The organism is Wolbachia endosymbiont of Nasonia oneida (assembly GCF_009012935.1).
Classification (GTDB): Bacteria; Pseudomonadota; Alphaproteobacteria; order Rickettsiales; family Anaplasmataceae; genus Wolbachia; species Wolbachia pipientis.
In genome coordinates, this window is record NZ_QESS01000014.1 from 1 (window position 1) to 14,801 (window position 14,801).

General features: G+C 34.9%; 16 protein-coding genes, 2 tRNA genes and 3 pseudogenes. 7 read left to right on the forward strand and 14 right to left on the reverse strand.

All coding sequences use genetic code 11. The features are described 5' to 3' along the window. The first annotated feature begins 176 nt into the window (after nt 1-176). Nucleotides 177-2,837 (forward strand): preprotein translocase subunit SecA, encoded by a 2,661-nt coding sequence (secA, locus tag DEF52_RS04785; protein WP_151808015.1) that lies wholly within the window; start codon nt 177-179, stop codon nt 2,835-2,837. Between the two features lie 3 nt (nt 2,838-2,840). Here secA and DEF52_RS06790 read toward each other — a convergent pair whose 3' ends face one another. The 4 genes from DEF52_RS06790 to DEF52_RS04800 form a co-directional block, all read right to left on the reverse strand. Then, a complete protein-coding gene (locus tag DEF52_RS06790; RefSeq protein WP_272897552.1) occupies nt 2,841-2,975 on the reverse strand; it encodes a hypothetical protein in 135 nt (44 codons plus the stop codon). 143 nt (nt 2,976-3,118) lie between these two features. After that, entirely contained in the window at nt 3,119-3,769 is a 651-nt protein-coding gene (locus tag DEF52_RS04790; RefSeq protein ID WP_237357359.1) for an ankyrin repeat domain-containing protein, read from the reverse strand. Between the two features lie 336 nt (nt 3,770-4,105). Continuing rightward, the gene (fsa, locus tag DEF52_RS04795; protein WP_007552982.1) at nt 4,106-4,747 is read right to left on the reverse strand and encodes a fructose-6-phosphate aldolase; all 642 of its coding nucleotides are present in this window, start codon (nt 4,745-4,747) and stop codon (nt 4,106-4,108) included. Between the two features lie 39 nt (nt 4,748-4,786). Beyond that, nucleotides 4,787-5,128, reverse strand: coding sequence for a hypothetical protein (locus DEF52_RS04800; RefSeq protein ID WP_041573517.1), 342 nt, complete (start codon nt 5,126-5,128; stop codon nt 4,787-4,789). Nucleotides 5,129-5,398: 270 nt separating this feature from the next. Between DEF52_RS04800 and DEF52_RS07065 the strand changes: the two are divergent. Then, nucleotides 5,399-6,471, forward strand: a pseudogene (locus tag DEF52_RS07065) (IS3 family transposase). A 24-nt stretch (nt 6,472-6,495) separates the two neighbouring features. Here the strand turns inward: DEF52_RS07065 and DEF52_RS04820 are convergent. The 3 genes and pseudogenes from DEF52_RS04820 to DEF52_RS04830 form a co-directional block, all read right to left on the reverse strand. Next, a pseudogene (locus DEF52_RS04820) lies at nt 6,496-6,703 on the reverse strand (IS4-like element ISWosp8 family transposase); the annotation flags it as partial. Nucleotides 6,704-6,924: 221 nt separating this feature from the next. Beyond that, nucleotides 6,925-7,788: a gamma-glutamyl-gamma-aminobutyrate hydrolase family protein gene (locus DEF52_RS04825; protein WP_151808016.1), complete on the reverse strand. Its 864-nt coding sequence runs from the start codon at nt 7,786-7,788 to the stop codon at nt 6,925-6,927. Between the two features lie 218 nt (nt 7,789-8,006). Next, nucleotides 8,007-8,079 (reverse strand) — tRNA-Phe (locus DEF52_RS04830). 79 nt (nt 8,080-8,158) lie between these two features. Between DEF52_RS04830 and coaD the strand changes: the two genes are divergently transcribed. Both coaD and DEF52_RS04840 read left to right on the forward strand, forming a co-directional pair. After that, complete coding sequence (gene coaD / locus DEF52_RS04835; RefSeq protein WP_006279325.1) at nt 8,159-8,665, forward strand: pantetheine-phosphate adenylyltransferase; 507 nt, start codon at nt 8,159-8,161, stop codon at nt 8,663-8,665. 68 nt (nt 8,666-8,733) lie between these two features. After that, the gene (locus DEF52_RS04840) at nt 8,734-8,925 is read left to right on the forward strand and encodes a zinc-finger domain-containing protein (RefSeq protein WP_151808017.1); all 192 of its coding nucleotides are present in this window, start codon (nt 8,734-8,736) and stop codon (nt 8,923-8,925) included. 16 nt (nt 8,926-8,941) lie between these two features. On the opposite strand, the gene DEF52_RS04845 is transcribed toward DEF52_RS04840, so the two are convergent. From DEF52_RS04845 to rpsB, 7 genes are read right to left on the reverse strand one after another with little or no spacing between them, the layout of a single operon-like run. Then, nucleotides 8,942-9,568, reverse strand: coding sequence for a phosphatidate cytidylyltransferase (locus tag DEF52_RS04845; protein ID WP_151808018.1), 627 nt, complete (start codon nt 9,566-9,568; stop codon nt 8,942-8,944). Beyond that, nucleotides 9,558-10,253, reverse strand: a complete 696-nt coding sequence (gene uppS, locus DEF52_RS04850; RefSeq protein ID WP_151808019.1) for a polyprenyl diphosphate synthase — start codon at nt 10,251-10,253, stop codon at nt 9,558-9,560. Before uppS ends, DEF52_RS04845 begins: the two co-directional genes overlap by 11 nt. Nucleotides 10,254-10,259: 6 nt before the next feature. Next, a complete protein-coding gene (locus DEF52_RS06940) occupies nt 10,260-10,523 on the reverse strand; it encodes a hypothetical protein (RefSeq protein WP_010962657.1) in 264 nt (87 codons plus the stop codon). 5 nt (nt 10,524-10,528) lie between these two features. Continuing rightward, on the reverse strand, nt 10,529-11,086 hold the full coding sequence (frr, locus tag DEF52_RS04860; RefSeq protein WP_038248586.1) for a ribosome recycling factor: 558 nt from the start codon (nt 11,084-11,086) through the stop codon (nt 10,529-10,531). Between the two features lie 7 nt (nt 11,087-11,093). Next, the gene (gene pyrH / locus DEF52_RS04865) at nt 11,094-11,831 is read right to left on the reverse strand and encodes a UMP kinase (RefSeq protein ID WP_410543285.1); all 738 of its coding nucleotides are present in this window, start codon (nt 11,829-11,831) and stop codon (nt 11,094-11,096) included. Nucleotides 11,832-11,847: 16 nt separating this feature from the next. Then, nucleotides 11,848-12,708, reverse strand: a complete 861-nt coding sequence (gene tsf / locus DEF52_RS04870) for a translation elongation factor Ts (RefSeq protein ID WP_151808021.1) — start codon at nt 12,706-12,708, stop codon at nt 11,848-11,850. Continuing rightward, nucleotides 12,689-13,537, reverse strand: a complete 849-nt coding sequence (rpsB, locus tag DEF52_RS04875) for a 30S ribosomal protein S2 (protein ID WP_151808022.1) — start codon at nt 13,535-13,537, stop codon at nt 12,689-12,691. The genes tsf and rpsB overlap by 20 nt, the downstream gene beginning before the upstream one ends. A gap of 191 nt (nt 13,538-13,728) precedes the next feature. Between rpsB and DEF52_RS04880 the strand changes: the two genes are divergently transcribed. The 3 genes and pseudogenes from DEF52_RS04880 to DEF52_RS04890 all read left to right on the forward strand — a co-directional run. After that, a tRNA-Asp gene (locus DEF52_RS04880) sits at nt 13,729-13,805 on the forward strand. Nucleotides 13,806-13,942: 137 nt separating this feature from the next. Further along, nucleotides 13,943-14,314 carry a preprotein translocase subunit YajC gene (gene yajC / locus DEF52_RS04885; protein ID WP_007549294.1) on the forward strand — a complete coding sequence of 124 codons (372 nt, stop codon included), beginning with the start codon at nt 13,943-13,945 and terminating at the stop codon, nt 14,312-14,314. An 80-nt stretch (nt 14,315-14,394) separates the two neighbouring features. Then, nucleotides 14,395-14,757, forward strand: a pseudogene (locus tag DEF52_RS04890) (class II glutamine amidotransferase); the annotation flags it as partial. Between the last annotated feature and the right edge of the window lie 44 nt (nt 14,758-14,801).

Here is a 14,801-nt window from a genome sequence, read left to right on the forward strand (position 1 = left end):
TTATAATACATTCTAACACTTTTTCCTTAACTTAATGGCAGTGAGGTATTGCCTGGCAAACTCTTAATTCTTGATTTAAAAAAGACTTTCCAAAGACTCCCCAAATCTAATATGTAATTGCTGTAGGCTGCATTTAGTAATATAATCTCATATTAAATAAGACTTTACTTAAGTTTATGCTAGATTCTCCGCTAATTTTGACAGCCATTCTTATATTTTTCATTTTTACGTTGTCATTCTTTTTTATAAGAAAGATATTTGGGTCAACAAATAAGAAGATAATAAAATCCTTTAGGAAAATTGTTCAGCAAATAAATGCATTAGAAACAGAAATGCAGAGTTTATCTGATGAGGAGCTTGCTGGTAAAACTGAAGAATTCAAACAAGAATTGAAAAATGGGAAAACGTTAAATGATCTTCTCGTACCTGCATTTGCAGTTGTGCGTGAAGCCTCTCGAAGGTTTCTTAACATGAGGCACTTTGATGTTCAACTGATTGGTGGAATGGTGCTCCACAATGGTATGATATCAGAAATGAAAACAGGAGAGGGAAAGACACTCGTTGCAACTTTAGCAGCATATCTAAATTCCTTAGAAGGGAAAGGCGTACACGTCGTAACTGTTAATGACTACCTTGCAAAACGAGACACAGAGTGGATGAGCAAATTATATAATTCTCTTGGGGTTTCTGTTGCGTTTATTACGAATAACTTGACAGACGAAGAGAGGAAAGAGGCTTACAGTGCAGATATCGTGTATTCCACAAATAACGAGCTTGCCTTTGATTACCTGCGAGACAATATGAAATTTTCTCAAGAAGACATGGTTCAGAGAGGCTTTCACTACGGAATAGTTGATGAAGTGGACTCAATACTCATTGATGAAGCTCGCACTCCGCTTATTATTTCTGGCCCGGTTGAGGAAAACAATCAGATATATAAGCATATCAATAAAATAGTAACCAAATTAGTTGACTCCGATTATGAAGTAGATGAAAAAGGTAGAACGGTATTCTTGACTGAAGATGGTATTTCACGAGTGGAGGAACTACTAAGGTCATACAATCTCATTCCTGAAAATTCCTCGCTCTATGATACTGACAGCATGATAATGACTCATTATATAGACCAAGCATTACGTGCATATAAGCTGTTTACTGCTGATAAAGATTATATAGTAAAGGATGGCAAGGTAGTGATTATTGATGAATTTACTGGGCGTATGATGGAGGGCAGGAGATATTCCGATGGTCTTCATCAGGCACTTGAAGCGAAGGAGAATCTTGAAATTCAGCATGAAAACCAAACTTTAGCATCGGTCACATTTCAGAATTACTTTCGTATGTACAATAAACTTTCCGGAATGACGGGAACAGCAGCAACAGAGGCAGAAGAGTTTCGTGATATATACAGATTAAATGTAGTAAAAATTCCAACCAATGTACCTGTAAAAAGAGTTGATATTGATGATGAAATTTACGGTACAGAAAAGGAAAAATTTAATGCTGTGTTGAAGTTTATAGAAGAATGCCACAAGCGCCTTCAACCGGTACTTGTTGGCACGGTGAGCATCGAAAACTCTGAGAAGCTTTCTGCGCTTTTGCAAAGCCATTCTCTTAAGCATTCAGTATTGAATGCTCGTTATCATGAACAAGAGGCGTACATAATAGCGCAAGCTGGGGTGCCAGGTAGTATCACTATAGCAACTAACATGGCAGGGCGTGGAACTGATATTCAACTCGGTGGAAATGCTGAAATGATCGCAAAGGTAGAGCTAAAGAAGATAAAAAATGCTGATGAAAAAGAAAAAAAATACCAAGAAATAGTCAAAAGAGTAAAAAAAGATAAGGAAATTGCTATAAAAGCTGGTGGTTTATGTGTGGTTGGAACCGAAAGACATGAAAGCAGGAGAATAGATGATCAATTACGCGGCCGTTCTGGCCGTCAGGGTGATCCTGGACTTTCTAAGTTCTTTTTATCACTTGAAGATGACCTAATGAGAATATTTGGTTCTGATAGAATGAGAAGCTTTTTACAAAAAGTAGGGTTAAAGAATAACGAAGCTATTCATCATCCATGGATCAATAAGGCACTCGAGAAAGCGCAAAAGAAAGTTGAAGCTAGAAATTATGATGTGCGGAAGTCTTTGCTTAAGTTTGATGACGTAATTAACAACCAACGTAAAGTTATTTTTAAACAGAGAAACAATATCTTAGGCAACGAAATTAATGATTTACTTGAAGTATATAGCGAAGTAAATGAGAGCGTAGTAGAAGGTATAATCCAAAGTGGCTATTATGAGGATTATATTGAAAATATAGTCAAAGAATTCCATACAAGGTATGGAATAACGCTTGATAAAGAAGACTTGGCAAAGTTTTTGAATAAACAAGAAGCTTTGAATTATATAAATGATAAGATACAAGAATTTTTTACTGAGAAAGAAAAATATTTCAACAGTCAGCACACTACAGATTTGTGGAATACGATCGTGAAGCAAATGATGATAATGACACTTGATCATTTATGGAGGGAACACCTTTCAGTTCTAGAGAGCCTAAGACAAAGCATAAGCCTACGTGCCATGGGGCAGAAAGATCCACTGAATGAATTTAAACGCGAAGCTTTCTTGATGTTTGAGTCAATGCTTGAAAAATGGAAGGAACTCACCATTCACCGCCTAGCGCACTTTAAGTTGGCAGATAACCAAGAGATAGGCAATAGGTTACATTCTGCTAGAAATAGCAGACTTCCCAAAGTCTCAAGAAACGACAAGTGCCCTTGTAATTCTGGAAAGAAGTACAAACACTGCCACGGCGCGGTTACTGTGGTGAATTAATAATTATGGTTGTACAGTTTGTTTATTTCCATCAACATTACTGCAGCTAACCTCACTTAGCTTACTGTTTAATGAATGCTCTGATGACTTATATGCAACCCCATAGGAAATTCCACCAACGATCAGTGCAGATGCCACAGTAATTACAACTATTGCTAGTGCAGGTAATGTAGTAGCATAAATGAGTGCTAATGGAGCAACAATGGCAGCTAATATACCTACAGTAATTCCTGCTGTTATAGCTTTAGGTCTATGAATAAATGATGGATCTGCACCATAATTTAGAGAAGTTTCGCTACTTTTGGATGTTGATAATTTAGTCTTGGATGTTCACCATGAGTGTAATAAACAGCATAATATAAAGGAGTTCTTCCGTCTTTATCTTGTGCATTAACGTCTGCTCCCTCTTCTAGCAAAACTTCTACTACTTGTGTGTATCCATTCTCAGCAGCATAATGTAAAGGACTTCTTCCATATCTGTCCACTACATTAACATCTGCCTCTTTTTTTATAAGATGTTTTACTACTTCTATATGACCACTATAAGCAGCATAATGCAAAGGAGTCCCTTTATCTTCATTTTGTGCATTAACGTCTGCTCCTTCTTCTAGCAAAACTTCTACTACTTGTGCATGCCCATGCTGAGCAGAATAATGTAAGGAGGTTTTTTCCCATTCATCTTGTACATTAACATTAGCTCCGTTTTTTGTTAAGTATCTTACTACTTTTTCATAGCCATTTTCAGCTGCTATAAGTAATAAATTGCACTTGAGCACTATAAACGTGTAATTTATATCAAATTCGTTTTTTTTCCACTCATCATATATAAGTTGATTTTCCTGCTGCAGCTTATCTTTAATTCTATCAATTAAATTTTCCTTACTCAGATCTGGACTACTGTTGACTTCTTGTAGTATTAACCTTAATGTCATTTCCTTCTCCAAGATATAAAATTTTATTATGGCATATGGAGTGGATTATGTCAATGAAAAACTAAGAAACTGGTTCTTCTTTTTTTCTATAGCTTTAGGTTTACCTACAATTTGAAAAACAACAAATTCGTCATTCCGCTACTCGTTAGCGCCTCGGCGGTATGATGTAGGGAAACCTTTCTTGGGTTAGCTATAAAGTTAAAATTCGACCAGGGCAGCCGCAATAAGGTAGCAAACGCCATCATGTCTTTAGGAGAGTTTGCTAATGAAGGCTCTTAAGTTGACGCCATTGCCTGAACGGATACGCCAATTTTTATGTTCATTTGTAACCGTTTATTATTTTACACCCCAGTCTTTTTCAAATATTGCTAGTCCTTGGTCAGTAAGTGGGTGATTAATTAATTGTCTAAGTACTTTTGCTGGCACAGTAATTGAATCAGCACCAAGCCTTGCAGCTTCTATTACATGCGCTGGGCTTCTCACTGATGCAACAAGAACTTTAGTATCAAAACCGTAATTAGAATATATAGTACATATATCTTCTATTAGCGATAAGCCATCATAGCTTATATCATCAAGGCGACCAACAAAGGGGGAAATAAAACAAGCACCGACCTTAGCGGCAAGCAGTGCTTGTCCAGGAGAAAAACATAATGTGATGTTAACAGGTATTTTATGCTCTGTCCATAACTTTTTACAAGAAATTAATCCTTCATGTGTAAGAGGTAATTTGATCACAACATTATCAGCAATTTTTGCTAAATTCAGACCTTCTGTGATCATCTCTTCATGGCTATCTGCAACAACTTCAACACTAACAGGCCCTTTTATAATAGAGCATATTTCACGCACTAAATCCTCGTATTTATCTTTACGCCCGGACTTTGCTATTAAAGAAGGATTAGTTGTTATGCCGTCAATGAACTCCTTTAGTCCTTTAATTTCATTTAAATCAACGCTATCAAGAAAAATTTCCATATTAATCTCCTATAAAAAAAATACCCTTGCAAAATCTTGTCATCCTACCGCTTGACTTACAACCGTATGAACTTCCTGCGTTGTAAACATCAAACAGCCGATAACACAACTGTACAAATATTGAGACATAAGAGTAATTTGTACCAAGAAAAAAGATGTCATCCCAGTGCCCAGACCCCTTAGACAATGTACCATCTTTTGATTTTGTCCATTCTGGGCGGGGTTTTCAAGTTCTTTGATCTTAAATACTACATCTACTTTATCAAGATCAATGTTGACTTCTTTTACTAATGTTCTAATAAGACTACGTTTGGCTTGCCAATCTAGGTCCGATTTAACACTAGAATAAAAGCCCTTTATGCTATTTGTAATAAGATTCATTTTCTGCCGTATTCCCTTTTACCTTTTTCTTCTCTCCTTCAATCTCTTTTAAACGTTACTTCATTTTTTTTATTGCCTGCTTAAAGTCTTCCTTACTTATAGTTAGTGCATACTTTGTTGCCGTAAAAACTTCTGGTACCCAAACAATTGTAATAAGTATACACAATCTTTGTCAACTATTTTCGGCACTGGTATATTGACCTTACCCAGAAAAAGTGGAGAGAAAGAAAGGAGTTTTTTCGGGTAAAATAAAATTTTGGAGGATTAGAAATGGTAAGAGAATATACGGCAGAATTCAAATTGGAAGCTGTTAAGCTGGCAAATGAACAAAGAAAGGTAGGTCAACCAGTTGCAAAAGTAGCAAGAGATCTAGGAATAAGGGATAGTGTATTAGGAAAATGGATGAAGAAATATAACGAAAAAAAGTCAGCGGCAAATGCATTTCCAGATGTAGCACCTTATGACAAAGAGAGATTTGATTTACAGAAAGAGTTAGCAAAAGTAACAAGAGAAAGAGACATTTAAAAAAAAGCCCTGGCCAGTCAAAAAGAGTAAAATATTTTTTCATAAAAGAGCATAGTAAACACTATAAAGTGCAGGAATTATGTAGGGTTTTCTGCTAGTGGCTACTATAAGTGGACTACAAGGAAAATAAGCAGTAGAGAATCAGCAAATAAAGAGTTATTAGCAGATATTCAAAAAATATATCAAGCTTCTAAATGTAGATATGGAGCTCCTAAAATTCATGCTGAATTAAAGGCTTTGGGTAAAAGTTGCAACTTAAAAACAGTGCAAAGTATTATGCAGAAAAATGGTATTCAGGCTATATTGAGAAGAAAATTTAAAATTAAGAAACAACAAACGGACAGTAGCTCCCAATATATTAGACCAAAACTTTATTGTCGATCAACCAAATAAAGTATGGGATTACTTATATAAAAACCAAAGAAGGATGGCTATATTTGGCAACAATAATCGATCTATATTCACGCATGGTAGTTAATGAGCAGTTCAATAAATAAACAATTGGTTATGGACTCTTTATTAATGGCCGTTAACAAGCGTAAACCTGCCAAAAATCTACTATTACATAGTGATCAAGGTTATCAATATCTCTTATCCATAAAAAACATAGATGAGTTATAAAGGTTGTTGTTACGACAATTCTGTTGTGGAAAGCTTCTTCAGTTCTCTAAAAAGGGAGTTACCAATAGACACCTCTCGGCACTCTAAACAGCATATCAAAACTGCTATATTTGAATATATAGAAATTTTTTATAACAAACAACGTCACTATTAACTATTGCATTCCTGAGCATTTTGATTCATCATTCTCTTTGTGAAAAACATTCCAAACTTTCTCTCCACTTTTTCTGGGTAAGGTCACATGTCAATGGCTCCATAAGTTCACATTCTATTCCCAAACTTTTTTTAACTAACTTTAAAATCATAGAAAATACTGTCGAAAAAGGAAGTTTTCTTGTTCGTGTAAAACTCAACACAATGGATTTTCTGAAAAGTTTTCGAGTATATTGCATTTTTAATTTGTAAGATAAGATCTTTTCCTTTTTGCATGCCTCACCTAAAAAAGACACATTTTAAACTTTTTTGTTGCAATAAAATAGAAACAAAAGTGCTGTCCCTTGCACTCTTTGGATAATTTAATGATAAAAAATTTGGAGAGAAATTTTATACACTATCGCTGATATTTTTCCTTAAGTTGACGCCATTGCCTGAACGGATACATGACAAATCTATCGTTTATCAAATCGTCGGTAAGCCTAAAGCTATAGCCATTAAGCACGATAAAGAAAATCATTCATAATCGCTATAGCAACTAGTGTAGACACTTGACGTTCCTTGTGATTTGATAAATAGAGGTTTTTATCTGACTTCACAACAAGGGCTTCTGGATGACTTTGAAAGTGAACATTACCATGCTTATCTTCAATAGCCTCTATTACCCCCTCACTGGAAAATGCTGCAACTTTATATCCAAGTGACTCCAATTTTCTTCTATTTTCTGGTGTATTACTTACTGCTCCTGAATGAGCATCTGGAAAATATGTTGAAAACCAGCCATTTTCATTAGGTATTAGGAATTTGGCTACTACTTCTGCTAAACGACTATTTGGAACGATCTTTATCTGCTGGAGAGGTACATCCTCTTTCTGTGGATTAGGTGCTGATTTTAAATGAGATCTTTGCTTCTCTTCATCACTCACAACACTCACTACTTCAATTCCCTTTGCATTCATTATGCCTTCACATATGCCAAGCAAATGAATTGCAGGGTTATCATCAACTATTTTTACAATTGCTTCAGTAACAAGCTGGCGATAAGGAGTGGGTGCTGAATGTAAATTATCCGGAATAAATATCCTATTTATTTTGTGCTCTTTAATGAATTGTGCAACTTCAACTTTTATTCGGTCTAATGTTAGCTTTTTTGCCAATGTTTTATCTTGTTTTGCGAGATTAAGTGACTCTGTCTGAATTTTTTTAAGGCTAATTATCTTATTATAATCAATCAGTACAGTCTTAACCACAAAGTTATTAAACATCTCATAGATATTTTGAGATAGCCCAAGTTCATGTGCTTCTTCCGTTTTCAACAAACCAACAACTACGTCATTATTTACTGTATTTTCTGCCGTCAAGACAGTTGACGCTGGTTCTTCTTTTCTGGTTACATGTTGAGATGCCGGTTTTTCACTAACGCCAGCATAAGTAATATTGCTTAATAATAGAACTATAATTAATAAGATATTAAATAGTTTATTATAATATTTATATACTATGACTTGCCTCCCTAATATTTATATTACGATATAGAGTATTTTATAACAAAAAGGCAAGTTTGCCAAGAAAGAGAAGGTGGCCTGAGCAGGAATCGAACCAGCGACACAAGGATTTTCAGTCCTTTGCTCTACCAACTGAGCTATCAGGCCAACTGTATACTTTTATTTTTAGATAAAAAATGTTATTATGTCTATCAAAAGTTTTTAAAGTAGTTTATAAAAATAAAGGATGAACATTAATGACAAAATAGGAATCTACCCTGGCACATTTGACCCTATAACTTTTGGGCATCTTGACATAATCAAAAGAGCGTGTAAACTAGTCGATAAATTAATAATAGGAGTTGCAGAAAACGTTAATAAGCATACTGCCTTTGACACAAAGCTACGCACAAGCATGGCTGAAAATGAAATCAAAGGACTAGGAATTGATGCAGATGTTATATCTTTTAATGGGTTGCTAGTGAAGTTTGCCAAAGAGCAGAATGCTTCTGTTATTATTAGAGGATTAAGAGCAGTGTCGGATTTTGATTACGAGTTTCAAATGAGTTGGGTAAATTATAAACTTCTTCCTGAAATCGAAACCATATTTCTTCCCGCTTCTGAAGATACTCAATTTATCTCATCAAGCTTTGTAAAGGAAATAGCAAGATTAGGAGAAGATGTTAGCAAATTTGTATCAAAAGGTGTTCAAAACGAATTGATTAACCTGAATAGGATAAAAAATGGAGAATAGTGCTTGTTGTTTTTTATTTCTGAATGGGTATATTCAATATATAAAATGTTATAAACTAAAGGAGCAGCATGTCAAAAGTGAGGGTTAATAATAGAAAAGTTTGTTGTCATGGTGATGAGAATGATGAGGGTTCTGGCCATCCATTAATATATTTAGATATGGGAGAAGAAGAGGAAATAGCCTGCCCTTATTGTGAAAAGACGTTTGTCCATGACTGCACTGTAGAAGCGGTTGGGGAGCTGACTAGGGATGACCTCTAATGGCACTTCTGCAGACTTAGTTTATGTAAATAGCAATAAGGGGGGCAGTAAAAATGAAGCTGTCCATGCGGTCAAGTACTCCCCCGTGGCCAGGTATCATACTTCCACTATCCTTAACACCGTAAGCTCTTTTAACAAGCGACTCAGTGAAATCGCCAAGTTGCGCTAGAATAGCAATTGCAAGGCCAATGATTGGAGAATAAAAAATTGAAAATAGACCAAAAAATATTGATCCAAAAATTGTGCACACTACTCCAGCTAAAATCGCACCAAGAAGTCCTGTCCAAGTTTTTCCAGGGCTAAGAATTGGGCAAATTTTAGCCCCACCAAAATTCTTACCAAATAGGTAGGCAGTAATGTCAATTCCCCAAATGGTTAAGACGAACCATACTAATGCGTATTTTCCCTGTGGTAGATTATATAAATATATTAATGAGGCGCTTGGTAGTGCAATCAATAATAATGCAAAAACGTATAAAATTTTATTTCCTTGGGTTAGATTATACCATTCAAAAGAAGATAAAACTGCTATTGAAAAAATCAATAGGTAAAACGATAAATCACTGAAATATGTAGCAAAAGAAAATATGAATAATATTACTATTGAGGACAATATTCTAACTATAAAATTATTATCTACCATATTTCTTCTCTCTTTTTGTATAATCTTCTAATGCTTTGCTCAAATCTTGACAAGAAAAATCAGGCCACAAAGTATCACAAAAATACAATTCAGCATAAGCTGCTTGCCATAATAAAAAATTGCTTAACCTTTTTTTGCCACCAGTGCGAATTAATAAATCCAATTTTGGCAAATCTTTAGTATATAGAAACTTTTCAAATTCTTCTTCTGATATACAATCAATATCTTCCTTGATAATATTGCTTATAGCTTGTGTAATTTCTTGCTTTGCTCCGTAACTAACTGCAATAGTGAGTAATAAACCATCGTTCTTACATGTCATTTCTTCTGCTTTTTTAATTTGATCCAATATTTTACTGGGTAACAGACTTAAATTGCCAATAAAATTCAACTTAATGTTACAATTGTAAATGAAATTGACTTTATCTTCATTAGTTAAAACGGAGTAAAATAAATCAAATAGACAGTCAGTTTCGTTTTTAGGTCTAAGCCAATTCTCCATAGAGAATGCATACAAAGTTAAGTAGGGTATGGTTAAGTCCGTACAATACTTGGCAATATCGTATGCAACTTCACTGCCCTTTTTATAACCATCAATTTTTACCCTTCCTTGATTGTTCGCCCATCTACCATTACCATCCATAATAATTGCTAAATGTTTCGGTAAAGATTCTTGATTCAACATTTAAATTTAACCTAATTTTGACTTGAGTGAAATTTTTTGGATTTCAATGGACACCTGGAAGGTGTCAGCTACTTGCATGACAGGAAGAGAGTTACTGTAGTGACACCAATAGTTGATACTTGAATGCAAAATTGGTGTCATCCCAGTGCTCCGACACTGGGATCCAGGAAATTTGATTTCAAACAAGTGCATCAGATAGTTGTATAGTAAAGACTGGATTCCAGTGTCAAACACTGGAATGACATCATTTGCTATGTAAGCTTTCTCCATATCATTTAGTGATTCAGTATATCCTTTTCTTTGATGGACAATTCACCATCAATTTTTTTTATATTATTATCAGTAATATTTTGTATTTCCTTTTTAGCACCATGAAAATCATCTTCTGAGATTTCTTTATTTTCCTTCATTTTTTCTGTTTCTTCCATAATATCTCTACGTATATTTCTAATGGCAATCCGTGCATTTTCAGCAAACTGATGCAATAATTTCACTAATTTTTCACGGGTTTCTTGTGTTAAGTCCGGAAGAGCTATACGTATGGTATTGCCCTCAACAACAGGATTTAAATTCAAGTTGGCATTTAATATAGCATTTTTCACTTCACCGACAACATTAATATCCCAAATTTTAATTGATAGAGTTTTGTTATCTATAACCGAAACGCCTGCAACTTGATTTAACTTTTGATGTCCACCATAGATATTTACAACTATACCATCAAGCAACGATGCGCTAGCTCTACCAGTGCGTACACCTTTAATATCATCATGAAAGGACTGAATAGTTTTTAGCATCCTGTCCTTTGTTTTAGTTTTTATTTCATTTAACATAAATTACCTAATGTTTACAATCTGAAACTATAGTATAAGTACCTTGACCCTTAATAATATTGACTATTTTTTCTCCCTTCAAAGAAAAAACTATAATGGGAATAGAATTCTCACGAGCAAGTGAAATTGCTGATGCATCCATAACTTTTAAATCACGAGTCAACAAATCCGTGTAAGAAAGCCTATCATACATTACAGCATCCTCATTTTTTTTCGGATCAGCGGAGTATACACCATTTACTTGCGTACCCTTTAGAATAACATCACAATTCATTTCAACAGCACGTAAGGCTGCAGCTGTATCTGTAGTAAAAAATGGGTTGCCTGTGCCTGCTGCAAAAATTACCACTCTACCTTTTTCTAAATGACGAATAGCTTTCCTTCTTATGTAAGGTTCACATACAGTGGCCATGGGTATTGCAGATAATACCCTAGAAGCTATTAAATTTTTTTCTAAAAAGTTTTGTAAAATTAAAGCATTGATTATAGTTGCAAGCATTCCAATATAATCACTGCTTGCTCTTTCACAACCACTTAAAGACGCAGATGTGCCACGAAAGATATTACCACCACCAACAACAATACATACCTGAACTCCAAGATTACAAACTTCAACTATGCCTTTAGATAACTCACCTATAGTCTCCATATCGTGACCAAATTGTTTTGATCCCATCAAAGCCTCACCAGAGATTTTAAATAACACCCTGGAATATTTTATTTCGCTTTTTTCATTTGTTGAAATAAACATTTTTTGCTATTTAATCTGCATCACCCAAAACAAGTAACTTGTAATTAGAGAGTTTAACAGCACTCAACTCGCTTGATTTTATAAAATCAGAAATCTTCATCTTATCATCCTTTATAAATTTTTGCTCCAGTAAAACAACTTCTTCATAGTACTTAGCCATTCGTCCATCTACTATTTTTTTTGCTACTTCTTCAGGTTTATTTAAGCTCCTCACTTGCTCTTCAATTATAGAACGTTCGTTGTTCAACTTCATTTGATCTAAATCATCTATAGACAAAGCTTCAGGTTTCATAGCAACTACATGCATAGCTATTTGTTTCCCAATCTCTTGTAACTTCGCCTTATCACCAGATGATTGCAATGCAATTAAAGCACCAATCTTACCTAAGCCATGCGCATCACCATGTACGTAGCCAGCAATAACTCCATCCTTAGCTTCTAAGTAACAAAGCTTGCTTAACTCTAGCTTCTCACCAAGAACTGACGTACCATTCATAATAGCTTCCTGCACTGTGCCAATGCTTTCATACTTGGCATTTTTTAACTCATCAACGCTAGTACAGCGTTCTTGATGAGCAATTGATGCTAAATTTGAAACTAACTCTATAAATTTCTCATTCCTTGCAACAAAATCGGTTTCGCAATTGAGTTCAATCAATACACCACAATTTTCAGTCAAACACATAGCAACGAGCCCATCTGAAGCTACTCTATCAGATTTTTTGTCAGCTTTAGCAAGACCTATTGTACGTAACTTATCAACGGCTTTCTTAATGTCACCATCACATTCTTCTAATGCTTTTTTACAGTCACTTAAGCCAAGCCCTGTTCTATCACGTAATTCTCTTATATCATCTGGATTCATCTTCATTTGTTACTACCTCCCTTTCTTCTTCTTTGTAAACTTTACTACGTCTCCTTTTAGTTTGCACAATACCACCTTCTTTTTCTTGAATAAACTCATCACCCCTTATATCATCAATCTTAACTCCAGATCTTGCTAGACTAGACTCTATTCCAGCTAATATAGAGTCGGTAGCTAATTTACAATAGAGCTCTATTGATTTTCTTGAGTCATCATTTCCAGGTATTAGATAAGTAATACCATCTGGATCAGAATTAGTATCAAGTATTGCAACTATTGGAATTCCTAACTTTTTAGCCTCCTTAACCGCTATATGCTCTTTATTAGTATCAATGATGAATAAGATATCAGGAATTGCTCCCATTTCTCTAATACCGCCAAGCGCCTTATTAAGCTTTTGCTTTTTCTTTTCAATGTTCCCCAATTCTTTCTTTGTTAAAACGCTATCCTCGTCATTTAATATTTTCTCATATTGCATCAAGGTTTTTATCGAAGAAGAAACAGTGTCCCAATTAGTAAGCATACCGCCAAGCCATCGATGATTCACATAATATTGACCACAACGAATCGCTTCACTTGCAATAATATCAAAAGCTTGAAATTTTGTACCAACAAATAGAATGCGACCACCTTGAGATGCAACGTCATATAAAGCCTTCATGGCCACCTGTAGCAATGGTAATGTTTTTCGCAAGTCAATTATATGTATACGATTTTCTTGATGTACCCCATATATATATGGAGCCATTTTTGCGTTCCAGCGACTAATTTTGTGACCAAAATGTACACCAGACCCGGCTAAATCACGCACAGTGACTTTAGGCAAATTTGTCATATATCATTCCTCCAAATAGTTTATCTTCCATGGCATAACCCTAATGGGACTACTTGTACAAGCCATGTGTGAAATTAAATTATTTACATAGTAATAGAAAAGACAGCAAAGCGCAAACAAAAAATATTGACAAAGGGCAACATGTTTATTAGCTTTAAAGTTGAAGCCCGAAAACGCTAAAAAGAAATTAGGGGGGTGTAGCTCAGTTGGTTAGAGCGCATGCCTGTCACGCATGAGGTCGTGAGTTCAAGTCTCATCACTCCCGCCATATTAGTTTTAGCATAACTTAGAATTCGCAGTATTATTGCCGGTATTGAGAAACGCCTTCACCAAACTTGACATGGCATGGTATTGTAATTAATACTTAAATAGGTTTGTTTTTATCATTAACAATTAGGATTAAATATGCTCATTTCTGAAGTTTTTGCAGCAGATGCAACTAGCAATACATCAAGTATCGGCGCATCTTTTGCTAGTTTTACTCCATTGATTTTAATATTTGTGGTATTTTATTTTCTCATTATTCGCCCACAACAAAAAAAACTAAAAGAACATAGAAGGATGATAGATCAAATAAAACGTGGTGATACAGTCATTACTTCTGGTGGAATAATAGGTGAAGTTAATAAAGTTGATGAGGCAAATGCACAATTTATAATAGAAATAGCACCAAAAGTTGAGATAAAAGTCCTAAAGTCCGCTATATCTGAGGTTTTAAGCAAAGAAACTCAAAAAGTAGCAGCTAAACCAATTAAAAAGGTAAAATCGAAAGAATGATAAAAAGAATATAAATCAACCAGTAATAAAGGCAAAAATGCTTAACATGTTTAGAAAAAAGTTTGTTTGGTGATCCATTTGTGTGCGGAATATTTGGTGTAGTAAGTAGCGGTGATTCAGTAATACCAACTTTACTAACTGGGTTGCAAAAATTGGAATATAGGGGATATGACTCTTCAGGTATAGCAATCATAAACAACGAAGGTAAGATAGAAGTCAAAAAATCAGAAGGTAAAGTCAAAAGGTTATGTGAAGTTGTTGATGACAGCAAGATGTCTCACAGTACAGTTGGTATAGCACATACTCGCTGGGCTACACATGGAGTTCCAGGCCTTAAAAATGCTCATCCCATTCGTACAAATAATGTTGTTGTTGCTCATAACGGCATAATTGAGAATTACAATCTGCTAAAAAAGGGCCTAGAAGAAAGGGGCATGTCATTCCCACTGCCATTAAGTTAAGGAAGGAATGGTAAAAAACGAACCAG